The organism is Hafnia alvei (assembly GCF_964063325.1).
In the GTDB taxonomy this organism is placed as follows: domain Bacteria; phylum Pseudomonadota; class Gammaproteobacteria; order Enterobacterales; family Enterobacteriaceae; genus Hafnia; species Hafnia alvei_B.
On the sequence record NZ_OZ061315.1, the window covers coordinates 2671988 to 2690765 of the forward strand.

At 43.4% G+C, this 18778-nt stretch carries 21 protein-coding genes; 8 read left to right on the forward strand and 13 right to left on the reverse strand.

Features of this window, described 5'->3' with window-relative positions; translation table 11 throughout:
- Positions 1 to 113 precede the first annotated feature (113 nt).
- Complete coding sequence (locus AB3Y96_RS12815) at positions 114 to 392, forward strand: YjcB family protein (protein WP_072310512.1); 279 nt, start codon at positions 114 to 116, stop codon at positions 390 to 392.
- Positions 393 to 443: 51 nt separating this feature from the next.
- On the opposite strand, the gene AB3Y96_RS12820 is transcribed toward AB3Y96_RS12815, so the two are convergent.
- From AB3Y96_RS12820 to AB3Y96_RS12845, 6 genes are all read right to left on the reverse strand, one after another.
- Positions 444 to 590, reverse strand: a complete 147-nt coding sequence (locus AB3Y96_RS12820) for a hypothetical protein (RefSeq protein ID WP_367299366.1) — start codon at positions 588 to 590, stop codon at positions 444 to 446.
- A 195-nt stretch (positions 591 to 785) separates the two neighbouring features.
- Positions 786 to 2288 (reverse strand): glycine betaine/L-proline transporter ProP, encoded by a 1503-nt coding sequence (gene proP / locus AB3Y96_RS12825; RefSeq protein ID WP_072310513.1) that lies wholly within the window; start codon positions 2286 to 2288, stop codon positions 786 to 788.
- 415 nt (positions 2289 to 2703) lie between these two features.
- Positions 2704 to 3156, reverse strand: a complete 453-nt coding sequence (locus AB3Y96_RS12830; RefSeq protein WP_072310522.1) for an OmpA family protein — start codon at positions 3154 to 3156, stop codon at positions 2704 to 2706.
- A gap of 70 nt (positions 3157 to 3226) precedes the next feature.
- On the reverse strand, positions 3227 to 4453 hold the full coding sequence (locus AB3Y96_RS12835; protein ID WP_247650335.1) for a diguanylate cyclase domain-containing protein: 1227 nt from the start codon (positions 4451 to 4453) through the stop codon (positions 3227 to 3229).
- The gene (locus tag AB3Y96_RS12840; protein ID WP_367299367.1) at positions 4454 to 5053 is read right to left on the reverse strand and encodes a YfiR family protein; all 600 of its coding nucleotides are present in this window, start codon (positions 5051 to 5053) and stop codon (positions 4454 to 4456) included.
- A 451-nt stretch (positions 5054 to 5504) separates the two neighbouring features.
- Entirely contained in the window at positions 5505 to 5876 is a 372-nt protein-coding gene (locus AB3Y96_RS12845) for a helix-turn-helix domain-containing protein (protein ID WP_367299368.1), read from the reverse strand.
- Between the two features lie 1036 nt (positions 5877 to 6912).
- Between AB3Y96_RS12845 and AB3Y96_RS12850 the strand changes: the two genes are divergently transcribed.
- Together AB3Y96_RS12850 and AB3Y96_RS12855 are read left to right on the forward strand one after the other, a co-directional pair.
- Positions 6913 to 7242 carry a multidrug efflux SMR transporter gene (locus tag AB3Y96_RS12850; RefSeq protein WP_217492957.1) on the forward strand — a complete coding sequence of 110 codons (330 nt, stop codon included), beginning with the start codon at positions 6913 to 6915 and terminating at the stop codon, positions 7240 to 7242.
- A gap of 286 nt (positions 7243 to 7528) precedes the next feature.
- Complete coding sequence (locus AB3Y96_RS12855; RefSeq protein WP_367299369.1) at positions 7529 to 8464, forward strand: LysR substrate-binding domain-containing protein; 936 nt, start codon at positions 7529 to 7531, stop codon at positions 8462 to 8464.
- A gap of 20 nt (positions 8465 to 8484) precedes the next feature.
- Here the strand turns inward: AB3Y96_RS12855 and AB3Y96_RS12860 are convergent, their stop codons facing one another.
- On the reverse strand, positions 8485 to 9936 hold the full coding sequence (locus AB3Y96_RS12860) for a methyl-accepting chemotaxis protein (protein ID WP_367299370.1): 1452 nt from the start codon (positions 9934 to 9936) through the stop codon (positions 8485 to 8487).
- 322 nt (positions 9937 to 10258) lie between these two features.
- On the opposite strand from AB3Y96_RS12860, the gene AB3Y96_RS12865 reads away from it, so the two are divergent.
- The 3 genes from AB3Y96_RS12865 to AB3Y96_RS12875 all read left to right on the forward strand — a co-directional run bounded on the left by AB3Y96_RS12865 (position 10259) and on the right by AB3Y96_RS12875 (position 11680).
- Complete coding sequence (locus AB3Y96_RS12865; RefSeq protein ID WP_072310518.1) at positions 10259 to 10702, forward strand: N-acetyltransferase; 444 nt, start codon at positions 10259 to 10261, stop codon at positions 10700 to 10702.
- A gap of 74 nt (positions 10703 to 10776) precedes the next feature.
- Positions 10777 to 10944 (forward strand): hypothetical protein, encoded by a 168-nt coding sequence (locus AB3Y96_RS12870; protein WP_367299371.1) that lies wholly within the window; start codon positions 10777 to 10779, stop codon positions 10942 to 10944.
- A 574-nt stretch (positions 10945 to 11518) separates the two neighbouring features.
- Positions 11519 to 11680, forward strand: a complete 162-nt coding sequence (locus AB3Y96_RS12875; RefSeq protein ID WP_168780328.1) for a hypothetical protein — start codon at positions 11519 to 11521, stop codon at positions 11678 to 11680.
- Between the two features lie 40 nt (positions 11681 to 11720).
- Here AB3Y96_RS12875 and AB3Y96_RS12880 read toward each other — a convergent pair whose 3' ends face one another.
- A complete protein-coding gene (locus tag AB3Y96_RS12880; protein ID WP_367299372.1) occupies positions 11721 to 12635 on the reverse strand; it encodes a LysR family transcriptional regulator in 915 nt (304 codons plus the stop codon).
- A 104-nt stretch (positions 12636 to 12739) separates the two neighbouring features.
- On the opposite strand from AB3Y96_RS12880, the gene AB3Y96_RS12885 reads away from it, so the two are divergent.
- Entirely contained in the window at positions 12740 to 13666 is a 927-nt protein-coding gene (locus AB3Y96_RS12885) for a DMT family transporter (RefSeq protein WP_367299373.1), read from the forward strand.
- An 89-nt stretch (positions 13667 to 13755) separates the two neighbouring features.
- Here AB3Y96_RS12885 and AB3Y96_RS12890 read toward each other — a convergent pair whose 3' ends face one another.
- Positions 13756 to 14097 carry an antibiotic biosynthesis monooxygenase gene (locus AB3Y96_RS12890; protein ID WP_367299374.1) on the reverse strand — a complete coding sequence of 114 codons (342 nt, stop codon included), beginning with the start codon at positions 14095 to 14097 and terminating at the stop codon, positions 13756 to 13758.
- A 684-nt stretch (positions 14098 to 14781) separates the two neighbouring features.
- On the opposite strand from AB3Y96_RS12890, the gene AB3Y96_RS12895 reads away from it, so the two are divergent.
- A complete protein-coding gene (locus AB3Y96_RS12895) occupies positions 14782 to 15522 on the forward strand; it encodes a LuxR family transcriptional regulator (protein ID WP_072309735.1) in 741 nt (246 codons plus the stop codon).
- On the opposite strand, the gene AB3Y96_RS12900 is transcribed toward AB3Y96_RS12895, so the two are convergent.
- From AB3Y96_RS12900 to umuD, 4 genes are all read right to left on the reverse strand, one after another.
- The gene (locus AB3Y96_RS12900) at positions 15503 to 16150 is read right to left on the reverse strand and encodes an acyl-homoserine-lactone synthase (protein ID WP_072309736.1); all 648 of its coding nucleotides are present in this window, start codon (positions 16148 to 16150) and stop codon (positions 15503 to 15505) included. The genes AB3Y96_RS12895 and AB3Y96_RS12900 overlap by 20 nt on opposite strands.
- Before the next feature lie 393 nt (positions 16151 to 16543).
- Positions 16544 to 16822, reverse strand: a complete 279-nt coding sequence (locus tag AB3Y96_RS12905; protein WP_072309737.1) for a DUF1471 domain-containing protein — start codon at positions 16820 to 16822, stop codon at positions 16544 to 16546.
- A gap of 194 nt (positions 16823 to 17016) precedes the next feature.
- Positions 17017 to 18285 carry a translesion error-prone DNA polymerase V subunit UmuC gene (gene umuC / locus AB3Y96_RS12910; RefSeq protein ID WP_367299375.1) on the reverse strand — a complete coding sequence of 423 codons (1269 nt, stop codon included), beginning with the start codon at positions 18283 to 18285 and terminating at the stop codon, positions 17017 to 17019.
- The gene (umuD, locus tag AB3Y96_RS12915) at positions 18285 to 18704 is read right to left on the reverse strand and encodes a translesion error-prone DNA polymerase V autoproteolytic subunit (protein WP_072309739.1); all 420 of its coding nucleotides are present in this window, start codon (positions 18702 to 18704) and stop codon (positions 18285 to 18287) included. The genes umuC and umuD overlap by 1 nt, the downstream gene beginning before the upstream one ends.
- Positions 18705 to 18778: the final 74 nt, after the last annotated feature.

Consider the following 18778-nt stretch of genomic DNA (forward strand, 5'->3'; position numbering starts at 1 on the left):
CTCTGGAAACAGTAATGCAGGCTTTTGGATGAAAAACCTGCTGGAGCATTCGCTCGCTGGAATTTATAATGTGACCAACGTCACATTTTAATATTGAGTAAGGATTGGGTTACATGGGTACTGTTATGACCGGGCTGATCGTCGCCCGCTGGGAAATTATGAGCACGTTTATGATGTTTATTGCCAGCTCATTGAATGTCAAATTCCGCAAAAAAGGCCATCGTTTTGTCGCCTTTACATTCAGCGGCATTGGTTTTGCCATCACATGTTGGCTGGTTTTGGCGTTATCTGGCACCACCATTAACACGGCCGGCATGAGCCATTTTTGGGCCGTTGCAAAAGACGTCTTTGTCGATGTAATGAGTCAACCCGCTACCTATAGCATGATGTGACATGCTCTGGGAGAGTACCCAAAAGAGCATGGCACCGCAGGTTTTTTATGATCATGCATCACTGCCTGAGGCACTAACGCCGGCTAAAAGCGAAGCCTTAAGCATTTTCATTGCCGTATTCCAGCGACTTGAACTATGGCGTGCAACGGCATATTTTGCGACGGACTGGGCAATTTTAACTCTTTTTGCATTCATCATTTGGCTCCTCTGATAACTGAGCGCTATTCCTACACGCTCACAGTTATTAGGAAAAAGCCTATACCTTTCTGCTTCAAGCTGTGTTTTTAAATTGTAAACTTTTGCCGAAAACTATATCCAAAAAACATAGCGTAAAGGCTTAGGGCTATAAAACAAAAAAGGGCCGCAATGCGGCCCTTGATTCAGTCAGATGCTTTAATCCAACTTGGGATGCTGGTCGATAAGGCGTTGTTTTTGACGCTCCAACTCCTCAATCTGCCCGTTAATATCTTCGACCTTCTGCTCAATGTTGTCATACGTTTCTTGTAACAACTCTTTGGCTTCAGCGCGGTCTGATGCCGCAGGCGTTGCACCACGCAGTGGTTTGTTTGCGGTTTCTTTCATAAAGATCCCCGTTGCCAAACCTATCAATGCAACAACCATAAGGTAATACGCTGGCATATACAGGTTGTTTGTCGTCTCAACTAACCACGCGGCAATTGTTGGCGTTAAACCAGCCACCAGAACCGAGATGTTGAAGGAGATCGCCAAAGCACTGTAACGGATATGGGTTGGGAACATCGCAGGCAGCGTCGATGCCATAACGCCGGTGAAGGCATTCAGTAATACGGCAAGGATAAGCAGGCCTAAGAAGATCAACCCAATGACATCACTATTAATCAGCTTGAAGCATGGGATTGCCAGCAACAGTAAACCAACGCTGCCGAAAATAATAAAAGGCTTACGGCCATAACGGTCACTCATCAACCCCATCACTGGCTGCACAAACAGCATGCCAATCATGATAGCAATGATGATCAGTACCCCATGGTCTTCAGAGTAATGCAGGTTATGTGATAAATAACTCGGCATATACGTCAGCAGCATGTAATAGGTTACGTTGGTTGAAATTACCACACCTACGCACGTTAATAAGCTTTTCCAATGCTGGGAAACGATTTGTCTAAATGAAGTCTTAGGCGGATTTTGGATCGCGTTGCGATCGTCTTTTTCCATTTTATCGACATGCTGTTGGAATGCTGGAGTCTCTTCCAGCGCATGACGCAGATAAAGACCGATTAAGCCCAACGGAGCCGCAATAAAGAACGGAATACGCCAACCCCAATCAAGGAAGTCCTGCTCACCGACAATACTAGAAATAAGAACAACGACGCCTGCGCCAAGGACAAAACCGGCTATTGAACCGAAATCTAACCAGCTGCCCATAAATCCACGTTTTCTGTCTGGAGAATATTCGGCAACAAAGATTGCCGCACCAGAATATTCACCACCGACAGAAAAGCCCTGAGCTAATTTAGCTAACAGCAGCAGAATCGGAGCCCAAATGCCGATAGAGGCATAGGAAGGGATTAAACCAATACAGAACGTGCTGACGGCCATGATAATAATCGTGACGGACAGAACTTTTTGGCGACCAAATTTATCGCCCAATGCGCCGAAGAAAACGCCACCGAGAGGACGGATTAAAAATGGAACAGAGAATGTTGCTAGGGCGGCAATCATCTGAATGCCAGGATCTGCCCCGGGAAAAAATACCTGTCCAAGTGCATAGGCCACAAAGCCATATACACCAAAGTCGAACCACTCCATTGCATTACCAAGCGCAGCAGCGGTGATAGCTTTTTTTAATTTTTCATCATCAATAATTGTAATGTCGTTAATGTGTAGCGGCTTTGCCTGCTTTCTTCTTAATCTCATTATCGTTTCCTTGCTAAATTTTGTGCTGCACAGCGAAAGCCATCTCGCTGAGGCGCACGGTGGCCACTTATGCCTGATAGACGTGGCCTAAATCGCCGTCAATATGCGTTATTGGAGAGCCATTCTCCGCTAAACTACGCATTTCTCGGCCCTTTTATCCTTATTTAATCCTTCAAATAACGCAGCGGGTAGATAACAATAATTCAACAAAATGGTCCAAATGTCAAAATTTGTGATCTTAGTCACCTGAAACGTAAAGATGATTTGGCTAGGAAAATAACTAGCAAAGCTTATATTAACGACAGGGAATTAATTAACGGATTAAATATTTTTACTATCAGGAAAGCTGAATAACGCGGGCTTTGAATGGCATCATTGAGTAGGCATCATCCGTGATACCCAAGCCAAAATTGAATTATGGTGACTCGATTACAATAGCAACGCGTCTATTTTCTGAGCGGCCTTGTTTAGTACTATTACTCGCAATCGGGTTACTCTCACCCATACCACGAGTCGTCAGATTCATTCGTGGGATCCCACCCTGAGAAAGTGCATCCGCCACGGTATTGGCTCTTTTCAAAGAGAGCTGTTGGTTATAGCTTTCGTCGCCATAATTATCAGTGTAGCCACTCAGACGCGCATGCATGATATTAATTTGCGCGAGCGTTTTACCCATTCGTTTTACTGTTTCAACGCTTTCTGGCGTTAGATTGGACTTATTGTTACCGAAAAGAACTTTCTCAGATAGGCCAAACATCCACCCTTCTTCCGTTTGTTGAAAGCCTTGTTCTTTTAGTACTGCAATTTGTTCAGCGGTAAGCCCGCCTTTATGCTGACAGCCGGCCAAAAATAACATGGCTAAGAACATGCCAATAAATTTCCAGTGAATATGCGTTTTCACGTTTCCTACTCCCTATTTCTATTTTTTAACGTTCTCGTTATGAGATACTCCAACCACCGCCGCTATGCTTGCTGTGATACATCGCGGCATCTGCCTTCTCTAATAATTCAACCGGCGTGCTCTGTGCATGTGAAAGCGTAAAGCCAATACTCAATGAAATAAATACCGGCTCACCGTTAGGTAGATATATTGTTTCCCGCATTGCCTTAACAATTTTGTCTATGATTTGCATAACGTCATCCTTATGCGCAATGTGGCGCAATAAGATTGAAAACTCATCTCCGCCCATGCGAGCAACTAAGTCGTTCTTGCGAACTTGCATTCTCAGCCGCTCTGCGATAGTTGTCAGCACGTGATCGCCGGCGGCATGCCCCCACGTATCATTCACCGCTTTAAAACCATCGCCATCAAGGAACATCACGCATATTTGTTCCTGCGCCGTATTCATGCTTTCCAACATGCTCATAAAGTTGGAGCGGTTAGGTAATGATGTCAGTGGATCATGCAATGCTTTGTATGAAAGCTGATCGTTTTCATTCACCAAATCTGCCTGCTGTAGCTCCATCTCACGCAACAGGCTGTTGAAACCTCTACTGAGTTCATTAATCTCAGCAATTTGTGACGGTCTCACGCGCAAAGAAAACGCTCTATTTTCTCGGGCCGAACGAGCAACGTGCGCAATATTCTGTAACTCGTCAACAATTCCGGTGTGCATCCGGCGTACCAGCCACAATGACAGCAGTGCGGTAAGCACCAAACAGCTCAATAGACCGAGCATCAAGTTTCCAAGAAACTTTACCATCGTCGCGCCGCCTGCGGTCAGCGTCACATACCCCACAACTTCGTTTTCACTCATCACAGGCTGCACAACCATTTTTGGCAGCAACCACTTGCGAATAGGATCATCGATGGTCATATGCAAACGAGTCGGTGAAGTCCAACTGGCCAGCAGTTCTTTCTTTTGATCATAAATGCGAGCCTCGTAAATTTGCTCTTTTCGCGCAATCAACGTGAGGGCTTCCTGAGCTGCGGGTTTGTCACCGAATACGACCGCCGCTGCGCTGGTGTAACTTATCGTTGACGCAACCAACTGCAAATTGTGCTCTGCATAGGTTTTCAACGTAAACACAGATAATACAGACAGCGGTATACCCGCCATAAGCAATGTAATCGCGATGATCATCAGATGAATGCGCTGAAACATGCGGCGTAAAGTCGGCCGCGGTTTTGGCATATTGGCGTTTGAGGCAAAAATTTGATTCATCTAATTACCCTTTTTCTTCGCCAAAAGCAGCACGTTAGGGTTCACCTGTACATTGCTGCGCGCCAGAATATCTAAGTTCAGGTCAAACGCGATCCCTGAATTATCAATGCGTAAGCAAAATGCGCTGCCCTTAATACACTCTGGATTATCTTCTGCAATGGTTAAAATACTTTTTCCTTGCATGCTTTGTATGAGCAACTCTTGATCGGCCGGTTTTATATTTCCGAAGTAAACCACATCGCATTGTTCAAGCAATTTCGTTGGTGAAAAATCAACGATCTGCGTAGATACATGACGACTAGGTAACACAATACTCTCCTCGACTAATAAGCGTGCATAGCGTGCAGGAGGAACAATACAAAGCTTGATAGGTTCAGGAGAATTGGCCCAGCGAGTATAGCGGATCATCCCAATAACAACTTTTGCAACTTCTTGTTCTTTAACAGCAATTAACTGTGGTGTGTCTACAGGCGTTTCGGCTGCTAAAACATGAACGCTCTGTACTGATAGAACTAGAACGAAAATTAAGGCTACAGCGGCTTTGCTCTGTATCCCTCTTAAATAATGACTAAGTTTTGTACGGCTGGAGGGTGATATCATGAAAAAAGAAGCCTAATGGCAACGGCCTCAGTTTTAATTAGGTTACACATTATTATTCCTCCGTTAACATCCGCCAGCATAATGAAAACATTAAGTACAAAAAAAGTATACACGTAAACCCTAGGATTTTTCTCGTGCGCGAATTTTTTGCACAATTACGGCGCTATTTTTATTAGATATAACTGAAACTTCAATGAGATTGTTCCTTTTATTGTGCGGCCTATAAGCATCTCTACGCTAAGTAAACCAAATGCAACGCTGCTGCTCGTCAATATATCGGTTAGACACGTTTTCTCTTTAGACAATAATTGTTCATTTATCTTTCAATGAACTAGGTGTATTTCGTTATGGGCATACACAAACAACAGACATAACCTTGGCATCTGTATTATAAGCAGTATGCCGATATCCATTTAATGACCATAAAAAACCGCCTTGACGGCGGTTCTAGCTAGTCTCGCTTATTCATTTCCATTACCTCATCGAGGCTAGGATACTGTCTTTTATCGCGAAACTTGGCTGGCGATGTTTCAAAGTGAGCTCTGAATACACGGCTAAATGTCTGCTGAGAGCTAAAGCCATATTTAAGCGCGATATCAATAATTGGAAGCTCACTGCCGCACAGCAACGTTGCCGCTTCATGTAAGCGTCGTTTGCGAACATATTCAGCAATAGAGAGGCCTTGTTTCTGTTTGAATTCACGTTGTAGATACCATTTTGAATACCCGCTTTTCGCTGCAATGGCATCAACCTTAATTGCCTCACTCAATTGAAGCTGTCCTTCTATCCACTGAATAAGCTCGCTGACAATCACCTCTGACATTTATAACCTCTTTCTGTGAGCACCCGGCCTTTAACTGATACTCATAATTTCTTTAGCGCGCTGAGTCGCCGATCCTGTTGTTAGCACCATCACCAGTACGCCATACATCGGCTCTACTTGCGGTATAAGATTATCTGTACATCTTTTGTTGTATCAACATAGTCTTATTGCCTACAGAACGTCGAAAACTCGTCTCGCGGTTTTCTCAGCCATTGGGCAAGAAGCGTTCTCACTTCTCCCCCAATTCTATTTTTGCTCTACTGTATTGCACTCTTCTCTAGGGGGAAATGTGCTCATATTATGTTCAGATTTATTCATTCTATACGAACTCCAGTTCTGATAATGGCGTATTGTAAGTGCCTGTATTTTTCATCTGGTGCATTTCGTGCTAGAAGATACGGACTTTTCCCATTCAGAGCACGAATTTGCTCTAAAAAATGAGCGACCTATGGAACAAAACACCAAGAGCTAAAAAGGCAGATATGGTATGCTACACGCTACTATAAAAGGTGGTAGTATGGCCTTAATGACTAAGGTTCTCGATATATTTAAAAGTAAGCAGGCGTTTGTTATTTGTCAGGAATGCAATCACAAAGGTCGCTTTGATGAGTTCAAAATTGAAGACAGCATAATGATGCACTGCCCGCATTGTCATTATAGCTTCAATCGTAAACGGCATAAAATTTCGTCTATTTAGCGGCTATCCTGCGTAACAAATACCCTGTAAAAATGGCGATTGTTGAAGATAGGTTGAACTTGCCTTGCTAAGATATGTAGAGTGTATTTTGGCATTATCGTGGCAGGGAAATTTATGCGATTTTTGATCAATACAATGACTGGGCTTGTCGTCATTTTACTTGCCATATGGACTGCATTCATTTTCGACTTCAACGAAGCCAATAGGCTCCCGCACTATTTATTTCACCATATTGAATCATTTTTCAGTCGCTGATCCTTACCGTATAATGGTGGTAATAAGGCAGACCTGCACGCTTTCCCCTTTAATCTGTAAGGATATATAATGTCCCCCGCGTTAATCACCTATGGTGCGTTAGCTTTTGCTATTATTTGCGAAGTCATAGCCACGTCGATTCTTCCGCATACCAAAGAGTTTACTCGTCCTGCACTCACTATTGTCATGGCACTTCTATATGCCATTGCGTTTTATATGCTATCTATTGCAACGCGAACCATGCCCGTTGGCATTGCTTATGCGATATGGAGCTGCCTAGGGATCGTACTCATTGCAGGCGCTAATTATATCTTATTCAAACAAAGCCTCGATTTCCCTGCGATGATCGGCTTAGGGTTTATTATTGCTGGCGTACTGATCATTAATATATTTTCTCATTCGGTATCGCACTAATATTTTTAACGACCAGTTACTTGATGTATTCGTAGCTGGTTATAAATAGCAAGCCATTTAAATTACGCCAAGAACTCTTTTAAACATATACACTTACATTCCTTCACAATCTTCTCCCCTTACGCCCTACTTTGCTTATTTATCCATTTGTGATTTTATCTTAAAATTATTGAATCGGTTAAATTTTAGCTTATAGTCTTTATATTAAGCATATATAAAAACACAGGCTCAGAGTGAGTTTCTTCATGATATGCTCCACACCAAATCAAGCGTTCAGGGATACGAAATGAGTAATATCAATGAGAAACAAATCCTCAAGCGAGTACGAAGCATAGATTTGAATTTACTCACTGTTTTTGAAGCTATTTTTAGTTGTAAGAGTGTGAGTCTGGCTGCCAAAACGCTGAATATATCGCCATCCGCAGTTAGCCAATCATTGCAGAAAATACGCAATCACTACAACGATATTCTCTTCATTCGACAGGGAAACGTATTACAGCCGACGCTCGTGTGTTTGAAAGTCCATGAGCAATTAGCCGAAATCATGCGTTTAGTTGATTTTTCCCTAAATAGCCGCGTTGATCCTCTTGAAAAGAAGAAGTTTATTATTTATGCATCACAGTTTATGGCGACGTTCTATCTGCCAAAACTGATTAATCTGCTACAGCACCAGTCTCCTAACGTTGAGATCGTGCACCATACCTTGGCTGAAAATACCAACGTTGACGAACTATTGATTAATCGCCAAGCCGACCTTGTTTTTGATCTTCACCCTACGGCCAGTCACTCTATCATTTCGGCCGAGTTTTCTACCGAAACACTCACGTTAGTATGCAACACGGAACACCCTCGCCTCCAAGGTAAAGTCGATATTACACAGCTGTATAACGAGCGTTTCTGTGGCTTAAACTCGACGATTCCTTATATTATGCGTCGGCAAGTTGAGCTTTCGCGCCTGTTTAAAGAACGGAACTTTATCTTCTCTAGTGATTCCGTCATGACTATTTTAAGCATTATACAAAGTACAGAATCCATTGGCCTCGTGCCCACCTCTTTGTTAACAGATAATCACTATCCTCATATCCGCCAGATCGATATTGATATTCCGTTCGATCCTGTTACGTTTTACGTTCTGCATAATAAACACGTCGCTGACTCACCGGGTTTTTCTCAACTTTTGGCTACCATCATGCAGCTGCAGCAAAGTTTGCATGAGAAGTAGTCGCTGCATTTAGTCGTACACTACGCCAGACGAAATACCGAAATCGCCTGCTTGAGCGCATCGGCCTGGTGCCCTTGCTGCTGAGCCACCCTTACCGTCTCAGCCACATGGCTTACGTTTTCCTGCACGCTATTGTCAATTTGCGCGATGCTTTTATGCATTTGCGCAATGCTGACCCGCTGCTGGACGCTCATTTCCGATAACTCATCAACCAGCTGTGACAAATGTGTAATCGAACTCATGACTTCCTGCATGGTCACGCCGGCGGCGCTCACCTGTCGCGAACCCGTTTGAGTGCAGCTGACTGATACTGCAATTAATTGACGTATTTCTTTCGCCGCATTTTCACAGCGCTGAGCCAGTATTCTGACCTCTGTAGCGACCACCGAGAATCCTTTGCCATGCACACCGGCACGCGCTGCCTCCACGGAGGCATTAAGTGAAAGGATATTAGTTTGGAAAGCAATACCATCAATAATTTCTAGAATATTGCTGATGCGCACCGATTCTTCTCTAATCTGCGCCATCGTTTGGATCGTAGAAGAAATATTTTCGTCACCGCGAGCCGCGATATTTGTGGCTTTTAAGGATAATTCTTGAGCAAGTAATGCTTTCTCGCTGGTGTGCGCAGACACAGACGTCAGCTGCGCCATCGCACTCGCGACCACCGCGAGCGCCGATGCTTGCTCATCTGTTCGCTGCGATAGCGCTGAATTTTGCCGCAGAATACTTTCTGCATCACCTTGTACCATCGCTATCCCGTGGCTCACCTGACCAAGCGTATTGCGCATCGTTTTCAAGGTGGAACTAAAGGTACGGGCAAAAGCAGAATGGCTTGGGTGCTCCTCGCGATCTAATGTCAGACAGCCTGGCTCTCGATTAATATGTGATGCCAACTGTGCGACTTCGCTTGCCGAGCGCGCATCCCGTGCCATATGAACCGCCATATAAATCAGTATAGCCGTTTGTGCCACCACAAAAATTGCGTGGAAAACAACCATATGGAATCCAGGATGCATAAAGCAGACGATCCCATAAAGATCGTTTTCCTGTAAATAATTAAACAACAGATGATGAACCGCCGCAGTAAGCGCTCCCATAAGCAGCGGTCGATAATCTCGGTAAGCTAATAGCGCTGACAGCAGAACAAAAACCGAGAAATGAAACTCAGTCTCCCCTTCACCTAATTGGATCAATAAAGCAGCAAATCCTAATAGCGTAAACGCATAAAACAATCGGGTGATTAATTTTCCTGGAAACAACATCTTTATCAGCGTAGAGCTAAGTGCCAATATTAACCCCGCGATTAATGCGGTAGATATATGCTCGTAATACCAGCCCACGCCAACCGCAATAGCAAATAGCCCCCAGACGAGTAAAAACATCAACAAATCGGCACGTCGGTAGATCAGTTCGAGTGAAACCGTCTCTGACGATTCACCTTTGTTCTGTAAGATTGTCGCTGTCACCATTTTATCATCCACACTGTCTGTGATTAGGATCGCTAACGTTTTTGCTTTGCTATCTCATCAAGCGTAGATGTTTTATGACTACGTGGTGGAAAATTTCATACCTATTTTCTCTGTAGAATTAAGAGGTAAGATTAGTTTTTGGCTGGGAAAGGCATCCTCAAAGTCATTCGCTTTGCTATGGCGGCGTTGAAAATAAATGTTCAGTTAAATTTACATAAAAATGCCGCCTGAAATTCAGCAAAATTGTCCATACTGACTATCACTCTCATAAACTGTTTTTTAGCGCTATGCTTTTCATCACACATATAGAGGTGATAACACAATGAAATTATTTACAGCCCAACTGCAAGACGTTAAGAAAATCCTTCCGCTTTACTTAGGCTACCGGGCATTTTACCAAGTCCCTGAATCAGCCGAAAAAGCCGAAAAATTCCTAACGGATAGGATCGCCAATCATGAATCCGTGATTTATTTTGTTGAAAAAGACGGCGTTCCTGTTGGATTCACGCAGCTGTATCCGCTGTTTTGTTCATTAGAAATGAAGCGTATTTGGCTGCTTTATGATCTGTATGTTGCCCCTGAAGCAAGAAAATCTGGGGTCGCGCAACAGCTGATTGCGCGCGCCGATCAACTGGCAAAAGAGACTGATTCCGCCTTCATCATGCTAAGCACGGCTACTGACAACGTTAAAGCTCAGGCCTTGTATGAAAAAGAAGGCTACGTTAGAGATACACAGTTCTTTGTTTACAACAAAATGCTGGGCTAACGGGCTCTACACAAAACGCTGTCATGCACTAGACTTTCAGAATAAACAATAACTGAGTGAGCATTGAGGTTCTTATGTGCAAAACTTTATCTGTTTTATTTATTCTGGTACTTGCTGGGTGCGCTGGTGGATACCATCATCAGAAAGCAACTGACGATCAAAGTCGTCAGCAAACCTGCCAAAACGCAGACGCTAATGCAGACAGCACCTGTGGCCACTCCATTGTTCCGAGCATGTATTAGCGCTTGCTTAATCACATAAACGACAAAGGCCACCGTTTGGTGGCCTTCTAACTAGAATAACGATTAATCACGTGTAAATTTCTCAGCCTCTTCTTCCGTTTCAATATAACTCGACCCAAATGCAATTGTCGCAAGCAGCCCCACAATATACCCCACTAATCTACTACGCATTATCTCTCTGAGTAGTCTCATCGCATCTCCAGTTCAGGAACGGAGCTAAACTATACAGAGTAATATTGGTGGAAAATGCCGCTCAGCCTGCAAATTTCAGTTCCGCTGGGGTTATACGGGCTTTCAGCTGTGCTAGTTTTCTGTTCGATAACTATCGTGATGGCTTCACGCGCCAAAACTTTGCGAACTAATGTAATTCCTTCTCGCTCTATTGCAGCAAGAACTACGCTTTTGACTAGCATGGTTTTAATTTTAATTAAATTAATTTCAGCGCAACGCTTTAAACAAAGCCTAAACACATCTTAAAAAAAGCCTTTCTGAACAATACATTTATATAACCAGTGATATCATCGCTAGGATTTTTACTACTATTCTAAATTTTCAATACTTATTGGGATTCACCATGCTAAAAACGATGCTTCTTTCCGCTATTTTTATCTTATCAGGTTGTACTGCCAGTGATTGGATCAGCGCCGCCGGTGGCATTATGCAGGCAAAAGATGACCATAGCCGTTCAACAATGGACTCAAGAATTCAAGCAGCGAACAAAGCCGCTGGATACTAACATCTGATTTAAAAACGGATATTCTCTATCTGTTACCGCTTCATTGCCCATCGCTAAACCGCATGATCCTTTGGCGTAGAAAATCAACTAATCGCTTGCTGTCTGGTGACAGGACAGCGGCCTTAGTATTTACAACACCAACATCCATATAGGTAATGCAGTCATCAATAGTTCTGCGCACAACCCGGAGCCCATCCAAAGACCAAGGCCGATATACCAGATCAGATAAAATAGTCACGCCTTTACCTTGAGCGACGAGGCTCCGAATAGCTTCGAAAGAGTTAGTTCGAAAGTGAATATCGGGAACACATTGCCGACGCTGCCAATAATCTTGAAATACCTCTGCGTATTCGTCGGTCACTAACAGCAGAAATGGTGATTTTTCCACATCAGAAAGAGTGACGACCGGCTGACTCAACAATGGATGGCCAATAGGTGTCCATAGCTTTCTCTGCGAACGTATAAACGTCTCGATCTGCAAATCAGCGTCATGATTTATATTGGAGGTCAGCAATAAACAGAAATCGAACCTTTTTTGGCGTAATGCGCTAACAAGAACCGGTGAAGCCGCTTCTTCAAAGATAATTTCCATCAGCGGAAAGCGGTTTGTTATATCGCTCAGAATATTAGGCAACAAATAGGCCGAAAGCGTTTCAGCAATGCCGATACGAACTGTACCACTCGCAGTTTCCGGCTGATTTTGTAGATCTTCGAATGCCACGTGGCTATCCATCATAATTTTGCGCGCGTGGTTAAGAAACCGCTCTCCCGCCTGCGTTAGCCGAACGCCTTTTGGGTGTCGAATGAATAGCTGACAGTTCAGTGCCTCCTCAAGATTACGCATAGATACTGTCATTGAGGACTGCGAAATATGACAACGGTTAGCCGCTTTTGATATTTGCAAGGTCTCAGCTAATGCAATGTAAAATTCAAGTTGTCTCAATGTAAAGTTCATAGTTTTAATCTATATCCGAGGATGAAAACTTTGTATTAGCATCCTAGCATTTGTTGGCAGTAATCTTGAGCCAACGAATCAGTTTATCCTTTACTGGAGCAGTTATGCCCTATCTCCTGCTTAGCCTCGCCGCATGTTTTTGGGGTGGGAACTATGTTGTAGGCCATGTACTGGTTGCTACCGCAAACCCTATCATTCTTTCTGCCGCACGCTGGATTTTTACCGCGCTTATGCTGATGACCCTATATTTTCGCCAGGTTCGGGAACAGTGGCCTGCCATGAAAAAATCTGCCGGCACTATTGTATTTCTTGCACTTTGTGGGCAGGTTTTATTTCCGTTAACGCTTTATATTGGCCTGCAATACACATCGTCACTGAATGCCGCCATCTATTTATCAACAACGCCCGCGATGGTATTACTGATTAATCACTCCATATTTAAGGAGAGGATATCATCACGAAATATCAGCGGCGTCATACTCAGCTCTTTGGGGGTCATCTGGTTAATCCTGCAAGGTAATATTTCACACATAGACCTCTTCAATCAGCTAAATAGAGGTGATATTTGGACAATGGGATCGGCCGTCAGTTGGGCAGTTTATTGTGCATTCTTACGCATAAAACCGCGTGAGGTGAAAGGTAATGCCTTTGTCGCCGTTAGCGCTGCTTTAGGGGCAGTGGTGTTGCTTCCTATACTTGCGCTAACCGTCATAGGAAACGGGGTCCTCAGCATAATTCCCTATGTTCAGCCTGAGTTTTTACTGGGACTTGTATATCTGATTATATTCCCATCGTGGCTCTCATATCTTCTGTGGAATAAAGGTATTGCGACTATTGGAGCGACACGTGGAGAGATATTCTCCCATATTATTCCGCTCAGCGGAGGTATCTTTAGTATCTTGTTTTTACATGCACAACTTCATACATACCATGCGGTTAGTGCCATATTCATTGTGGCAGGTATCGCGTTATGCTCGCACTCAGGCAGTCTAAAAATGCCAATTAACGGAAGTGATAAAGCAAATAACTAACAATGCACACCTTGCTGCCGTGATTCAAACGTATCTGCGTGAATAACTATCGCAGATACGCTGATCAGATACCTGAACAATTGGTGTATTCAATTTTCTCTACGATAAGACATTGGATGTTCGGATAATGGGTGATCCAAATTTACATTATGGGCGCCTTCGATTTTAGCGATAACTACCTGAAAACCAGAAATCCACTTGCTGCTTTGTTCTTTTGCTCGTAAGTGCTCAACGTTGTTCATGAGTAACTCGAGTCCTTCGCGGCTATCCCAGTAGTAGTTGTTTATCAAACGACCACTCTGAACATCAGTAAAAGACTCCATCCCAATAAATCCTGCAATGTCCTTTGAGAAATCTTCTATTTTTTTATCCAACTTATAAAAATCTTCATCATATTGTTTTTTGTCAAAGATAAAACTAGTTAGAAACATTGTATATTCCTCTGATAATTCCTGATGTTAGAGCTTGCTGAGTCTTTCTATCAACGGCATCAACGCGGCGCCCTATTATCACATGAGCGGTATAACCTAAAGCTTATTCTTTAATGCTTATTGCAGAATTCCACATCGTTTTTTCAGGTGCGCCACCGTTATCATTCGCCCGCAATCCTACGCCGAATTGTTGAGGAAACGAACCCATGAAATATCAAATGTCATCCATACAATAAGCCTCGCTAAAGCACTTATGTTTCCAGATGTTATTTAGTATTTCTCAATACAAAATTACAGTACACGCTGGTGTTTATTTAACCCAAAAGCAGAAAAATATAGCCAGCTTTAAGCAATTTTATTCAGTTTAGTCGTATTGAAATAAGAAGATTTTTTGAGCACTAATGAGAAACAGAATGGGGAGTGTTTGAAACGAAATTTAAGTAGTGATAAAGTAGAGTCTCTCTGGACAGTATTGGCTTTGCAAATCCACTGTCCAGAGATTTTTCCCTGGTGTTGGCTGAATTAGCTACCTGACTCTCGTGGTCAGGTTTTTTTTACCTTCAGCTTACCGGGGCATTATAAGTCATTGGCTAAGTTCTGTAAGTTGTACTTAAGTACTTTGCGCCCTGTACTAAAGTACATATTGTCACTCAGATATGGGAAATTGAACGTCTAGGAGCCCAAATGTTTTCTGTTTTCAATGAAAATCCGATACTAACGGAAACGCTCCGAGATTATATCGATAGAAAACTGTCGCATTTAGGCAGCCCTGAGTACGCATATACGGTTATCAATAAAAAAAATCCGTCAAAACTGCTTATCATTTCAAGCTATCCCGATGAATGGGTTAACCTCTATCGTACTAATAATCTGCAGCATATCGATCCGGTCATCTTAACCGGTTTCAAACGCACTTCACCCTTCGCGTGGGACGAGAACATCACATTGATGTCAGATCTCAAGATTTCAAAGATTTTTTCGCTATCGAAGCAATACAACATTGCTAACGGATTCACCTTCGTACTGCACGATCATTTGAATAATCTAGCGCTTTTATCATTAATCATTGATAGCAATATGAAGGAAAACTTAGAGAAAAAGCTGGCATCTGAGCGCGGCAATATTCAGATGCACCTGATTGAAATTAACGAACAGATGTATCATCTCGTTCAATCGATATCTTTTGGTAAAGAAGACATCGAAATCGATTCGGACAAACCAATTTTCACTCTGCGTGAAAATGAAGTGCTCTATTGGGCCAGCATGGGCAAAACCTACGCCGAAATTGCTACGATCGTAGGTATTTCAGTGCGCACCGTGAAGTTTCATATGGGCAACGTTGTGAGCAAGCTTGGAGTAAGCAACGCCCGACAAGCAATAAGGTTGGGCGTTGAACTTGATCTTATTACACCAATGCCGGTGTAACGGCTATCGACATCGGCCAATTAACCAGCTGGGACTGAATACCACTGACTGAAGCGCTTATTTTTGCAGCCATTTTTGTTTGACTGGCAGAGTCTGTTGGGAGATAAACCAGATAGATTCGCTCATCCTCACTCAGATATGCCTCCTTAAGCGGCTTAATTTGCCAACCTGAACGTTTCAATATTGTTAGCATTGCTCGGCTAACGATAGTGTAGATACCATTGCAGCCATAGTGCCTAGCATAATTTATCATCGCTAAAAATAGCACCTGACTTAGCGGGTATCGCTCGCCTAACAAATCCCTCGCGCGTGATTTATCAACAAAGAATCGGCTTGATTCCATTTCACCTGCGGGTAAAGGCACATCTGCAAAGCAAGCCTGAAACGTGTGAGTAATCATATTAGGCTCATCCAATGGGACAAAGCGCACGCTACAGACAAGTTGTCCCTCATATAATCCTAGGATGTAACGTGTATTAGGATTATCAAACTCATCGAACTCCATGTCTTTGTTGCAGACAACATCCCATCCCAACCGGTCACTGAACGTTTTTTTTCTCAGTCGATAGAGTTCATCAGAACGAACCCCATTCAGCTCTTCGTAACTGACATCAAATAGCTCAAGCATTCCATCACCTTGATTACATTTTAGTTACTATCCATATTATCTATGGCTGGTGTTTTTCGCGTGCTGCTATTGTACAGTTTTTTTTAAGAATATTTGAAGATAGGTTATAAAAGTCTGGGATCAAAGCCGCAACTCATTTTCAGAGTTCAAAGGCAATCTGAGCAGATATATGCATTTGTTGGGAGATATCGGGCATCATTTTAGGATTATTCAAGCGAGTGGTTCAAAACAAAACGCGTTTACCTTCCCTAACAGAAAAGCAAAATGAGCTAATATGTAGAAAATCTGAGTGTAATAAATGGATTACCAAACCTGATTTCAACAGGTTTGCTCTCAATCGCGGGGCTGTTATGTAAAAAGGCTACTATAAAGTAGCCCTTATATTCATTTTATTTATTTGAAAACTTCAGCTACAGCTTCAAAGTTAGGACCATGCTCACGGGCGGCAATAATCACGTAGTATTTGCCACCCTTTTCATCTGCCAGTTTTGATAAACGTTTATGCAGATCGGAAGGAGAGCCAACTTCTCCGTTAGTCGCACCTACAGATACATTTCCAATATACTCATATTTAAAATGATGAGCTTCATCCTTGGAAATCAGGTCCGCCGCAGTGGCACTGAATGCCGTCATTGAGAAAGCGAGGGCGGTAGCTAAAATAACTTTTTTCATATAACACTCCATGCTCATTATGAATACCAACCGTAACATATAATCAACACACATGAATGATCCACATCAAATTATTCACATTTTATATACTTAACGTAATCCATAATGCACGCCGCAGCCCTGCTCAATTAACCCAAAACCCATACCACTTAATAAAATTTGATCTCGCGCCAAGCGCCGGAATAGAGTTATTCCTAGTGGGCCATTACCATCGGCAGGTCGCTAAAACGCGTGGTATATGCTGGAGATAACATGTTGCGCTTCATCTGCCAGCCTCTCTGTATTCCCTGCCCAGCAAACCATATTTTCCCGCGTCCTTTATTATTTATCTCATCGAGCACTTTCATTAGCGCTTCAGCATTGGGCTTAGGGCTAAACTCATCAAACAGATTTAGCTGCGAAATACCGTGATCGTAGAAATCGCCGAGCATAACGCCCCCCTTTTGATAGCGCTTGCCGGGCTTCCAAATGTTATCTAAGCAAAGTAATGCGTGTTTGATAATGTCTCGCGTATCATTCGTGGGAATTTCTAACCGCGTCGACGCCAAGTTGCTGTAATGCAATTCATACTCAGAAAATGGCGAGGTTTTAATAAAGCTACTCACGTGCTTGCAAAACTGACCTTCCCTTCGAAGTTTTTCTGCCGCCCTTTCGGCATAACTACAGATAGCCTCCTTCAGATCCTGATACTCAGTAATTCGCTCGCCGAAGCTACGACTACACACAATTTGCTGCTTTGTCGGCGCAACATCTTCAATGCTTAAACATGATTCACCACGTAACTCCCGCACGGTTCTTTCAAGGACAACGGTATAGTTACGGCGAATATAGGCCAGATCCATATCAGCCAGCTTCAGAGCCGTATCAATACCCGCATTTTTGAGCGACTTAGATAGTCGCCGGCCAACGCCCCACACCTCTTCAACGGGCATTAATGCCATCAGTTTGCGTTGCCTTAGCTTATGAGATAAATCGACAACGCCTGCGGTTTGCGGCCACTGCTTTGCCGCATGGTTGGCAAGCTTAGCCAACGTTTTCGTCGGAGCAATACCTATCCCCACGGCAAGGTGAGTACTCCGCTTGATTTGCTCACGGACTTCGTGCCCATACGCTTCTAGATTATGGCAATGACTGACGCCTCGCAGATCCAGAAACGCCTCATCAATGGAATACACTTCAACACGCGGTGCCATGGCCTCAAGCAGTAACATCACTCTCTGGCTCATATCGCCATAAAGCGAGTAATTACTGCTAAAAACGTGTACGCCATATTGTTCGAACAGCTTCCGCTGTTTGAAATAAGGCGCTCCCATGCTGACGCCGAGCTTTTTGGCCTCCGCAGAGCGAGCAATGACACAGCCGTCGTTGTTTGAAAGAACCACAATCGGCTTGCCATGCAAGTCTGGGCGAAACACCGCTTCGCAGCTGGCATAGAAACTATTCACATCAACAAGGGCAAACATTAACGCGCCTCATTGATCACAAACTTAACGACCCCGAATGTCTCAAGATCTTCCCCGTCATTGAATTCGATCGCTGGGTACTCAGGGTTTTCGGCAATTAGCATGATCCTCGGGCGGGTTACATAGCGCTTTACCGTGAACTCTCCCCCGAGGCACGCAATAATAATGTCGTTATGCTTAGGCCTAATACTCGAATCCACCAGCAGTAGTGAACCATCAAAGATCCCCGCGCCCGTCATTGACTCACCAGAAACGCGCACAAAATAGGTTGATGCCGGATGTGCAATGAGTAGCTCATTCAGATTAATAGGTTTATCGATGTAATCAGCCGCAGGGCTTGGAAAACCAGCAGGCACGCTGTCGGCATAAAGCGGTATTGATACTGAGAGCTTGCTTAAACAGGCAGGATAGAATTTCATCATGTTAAACCATTAACTGTATATTCATACAGTATAGTGCGTGATTCTAATGATGAACAGCCTCTACGTCCAAG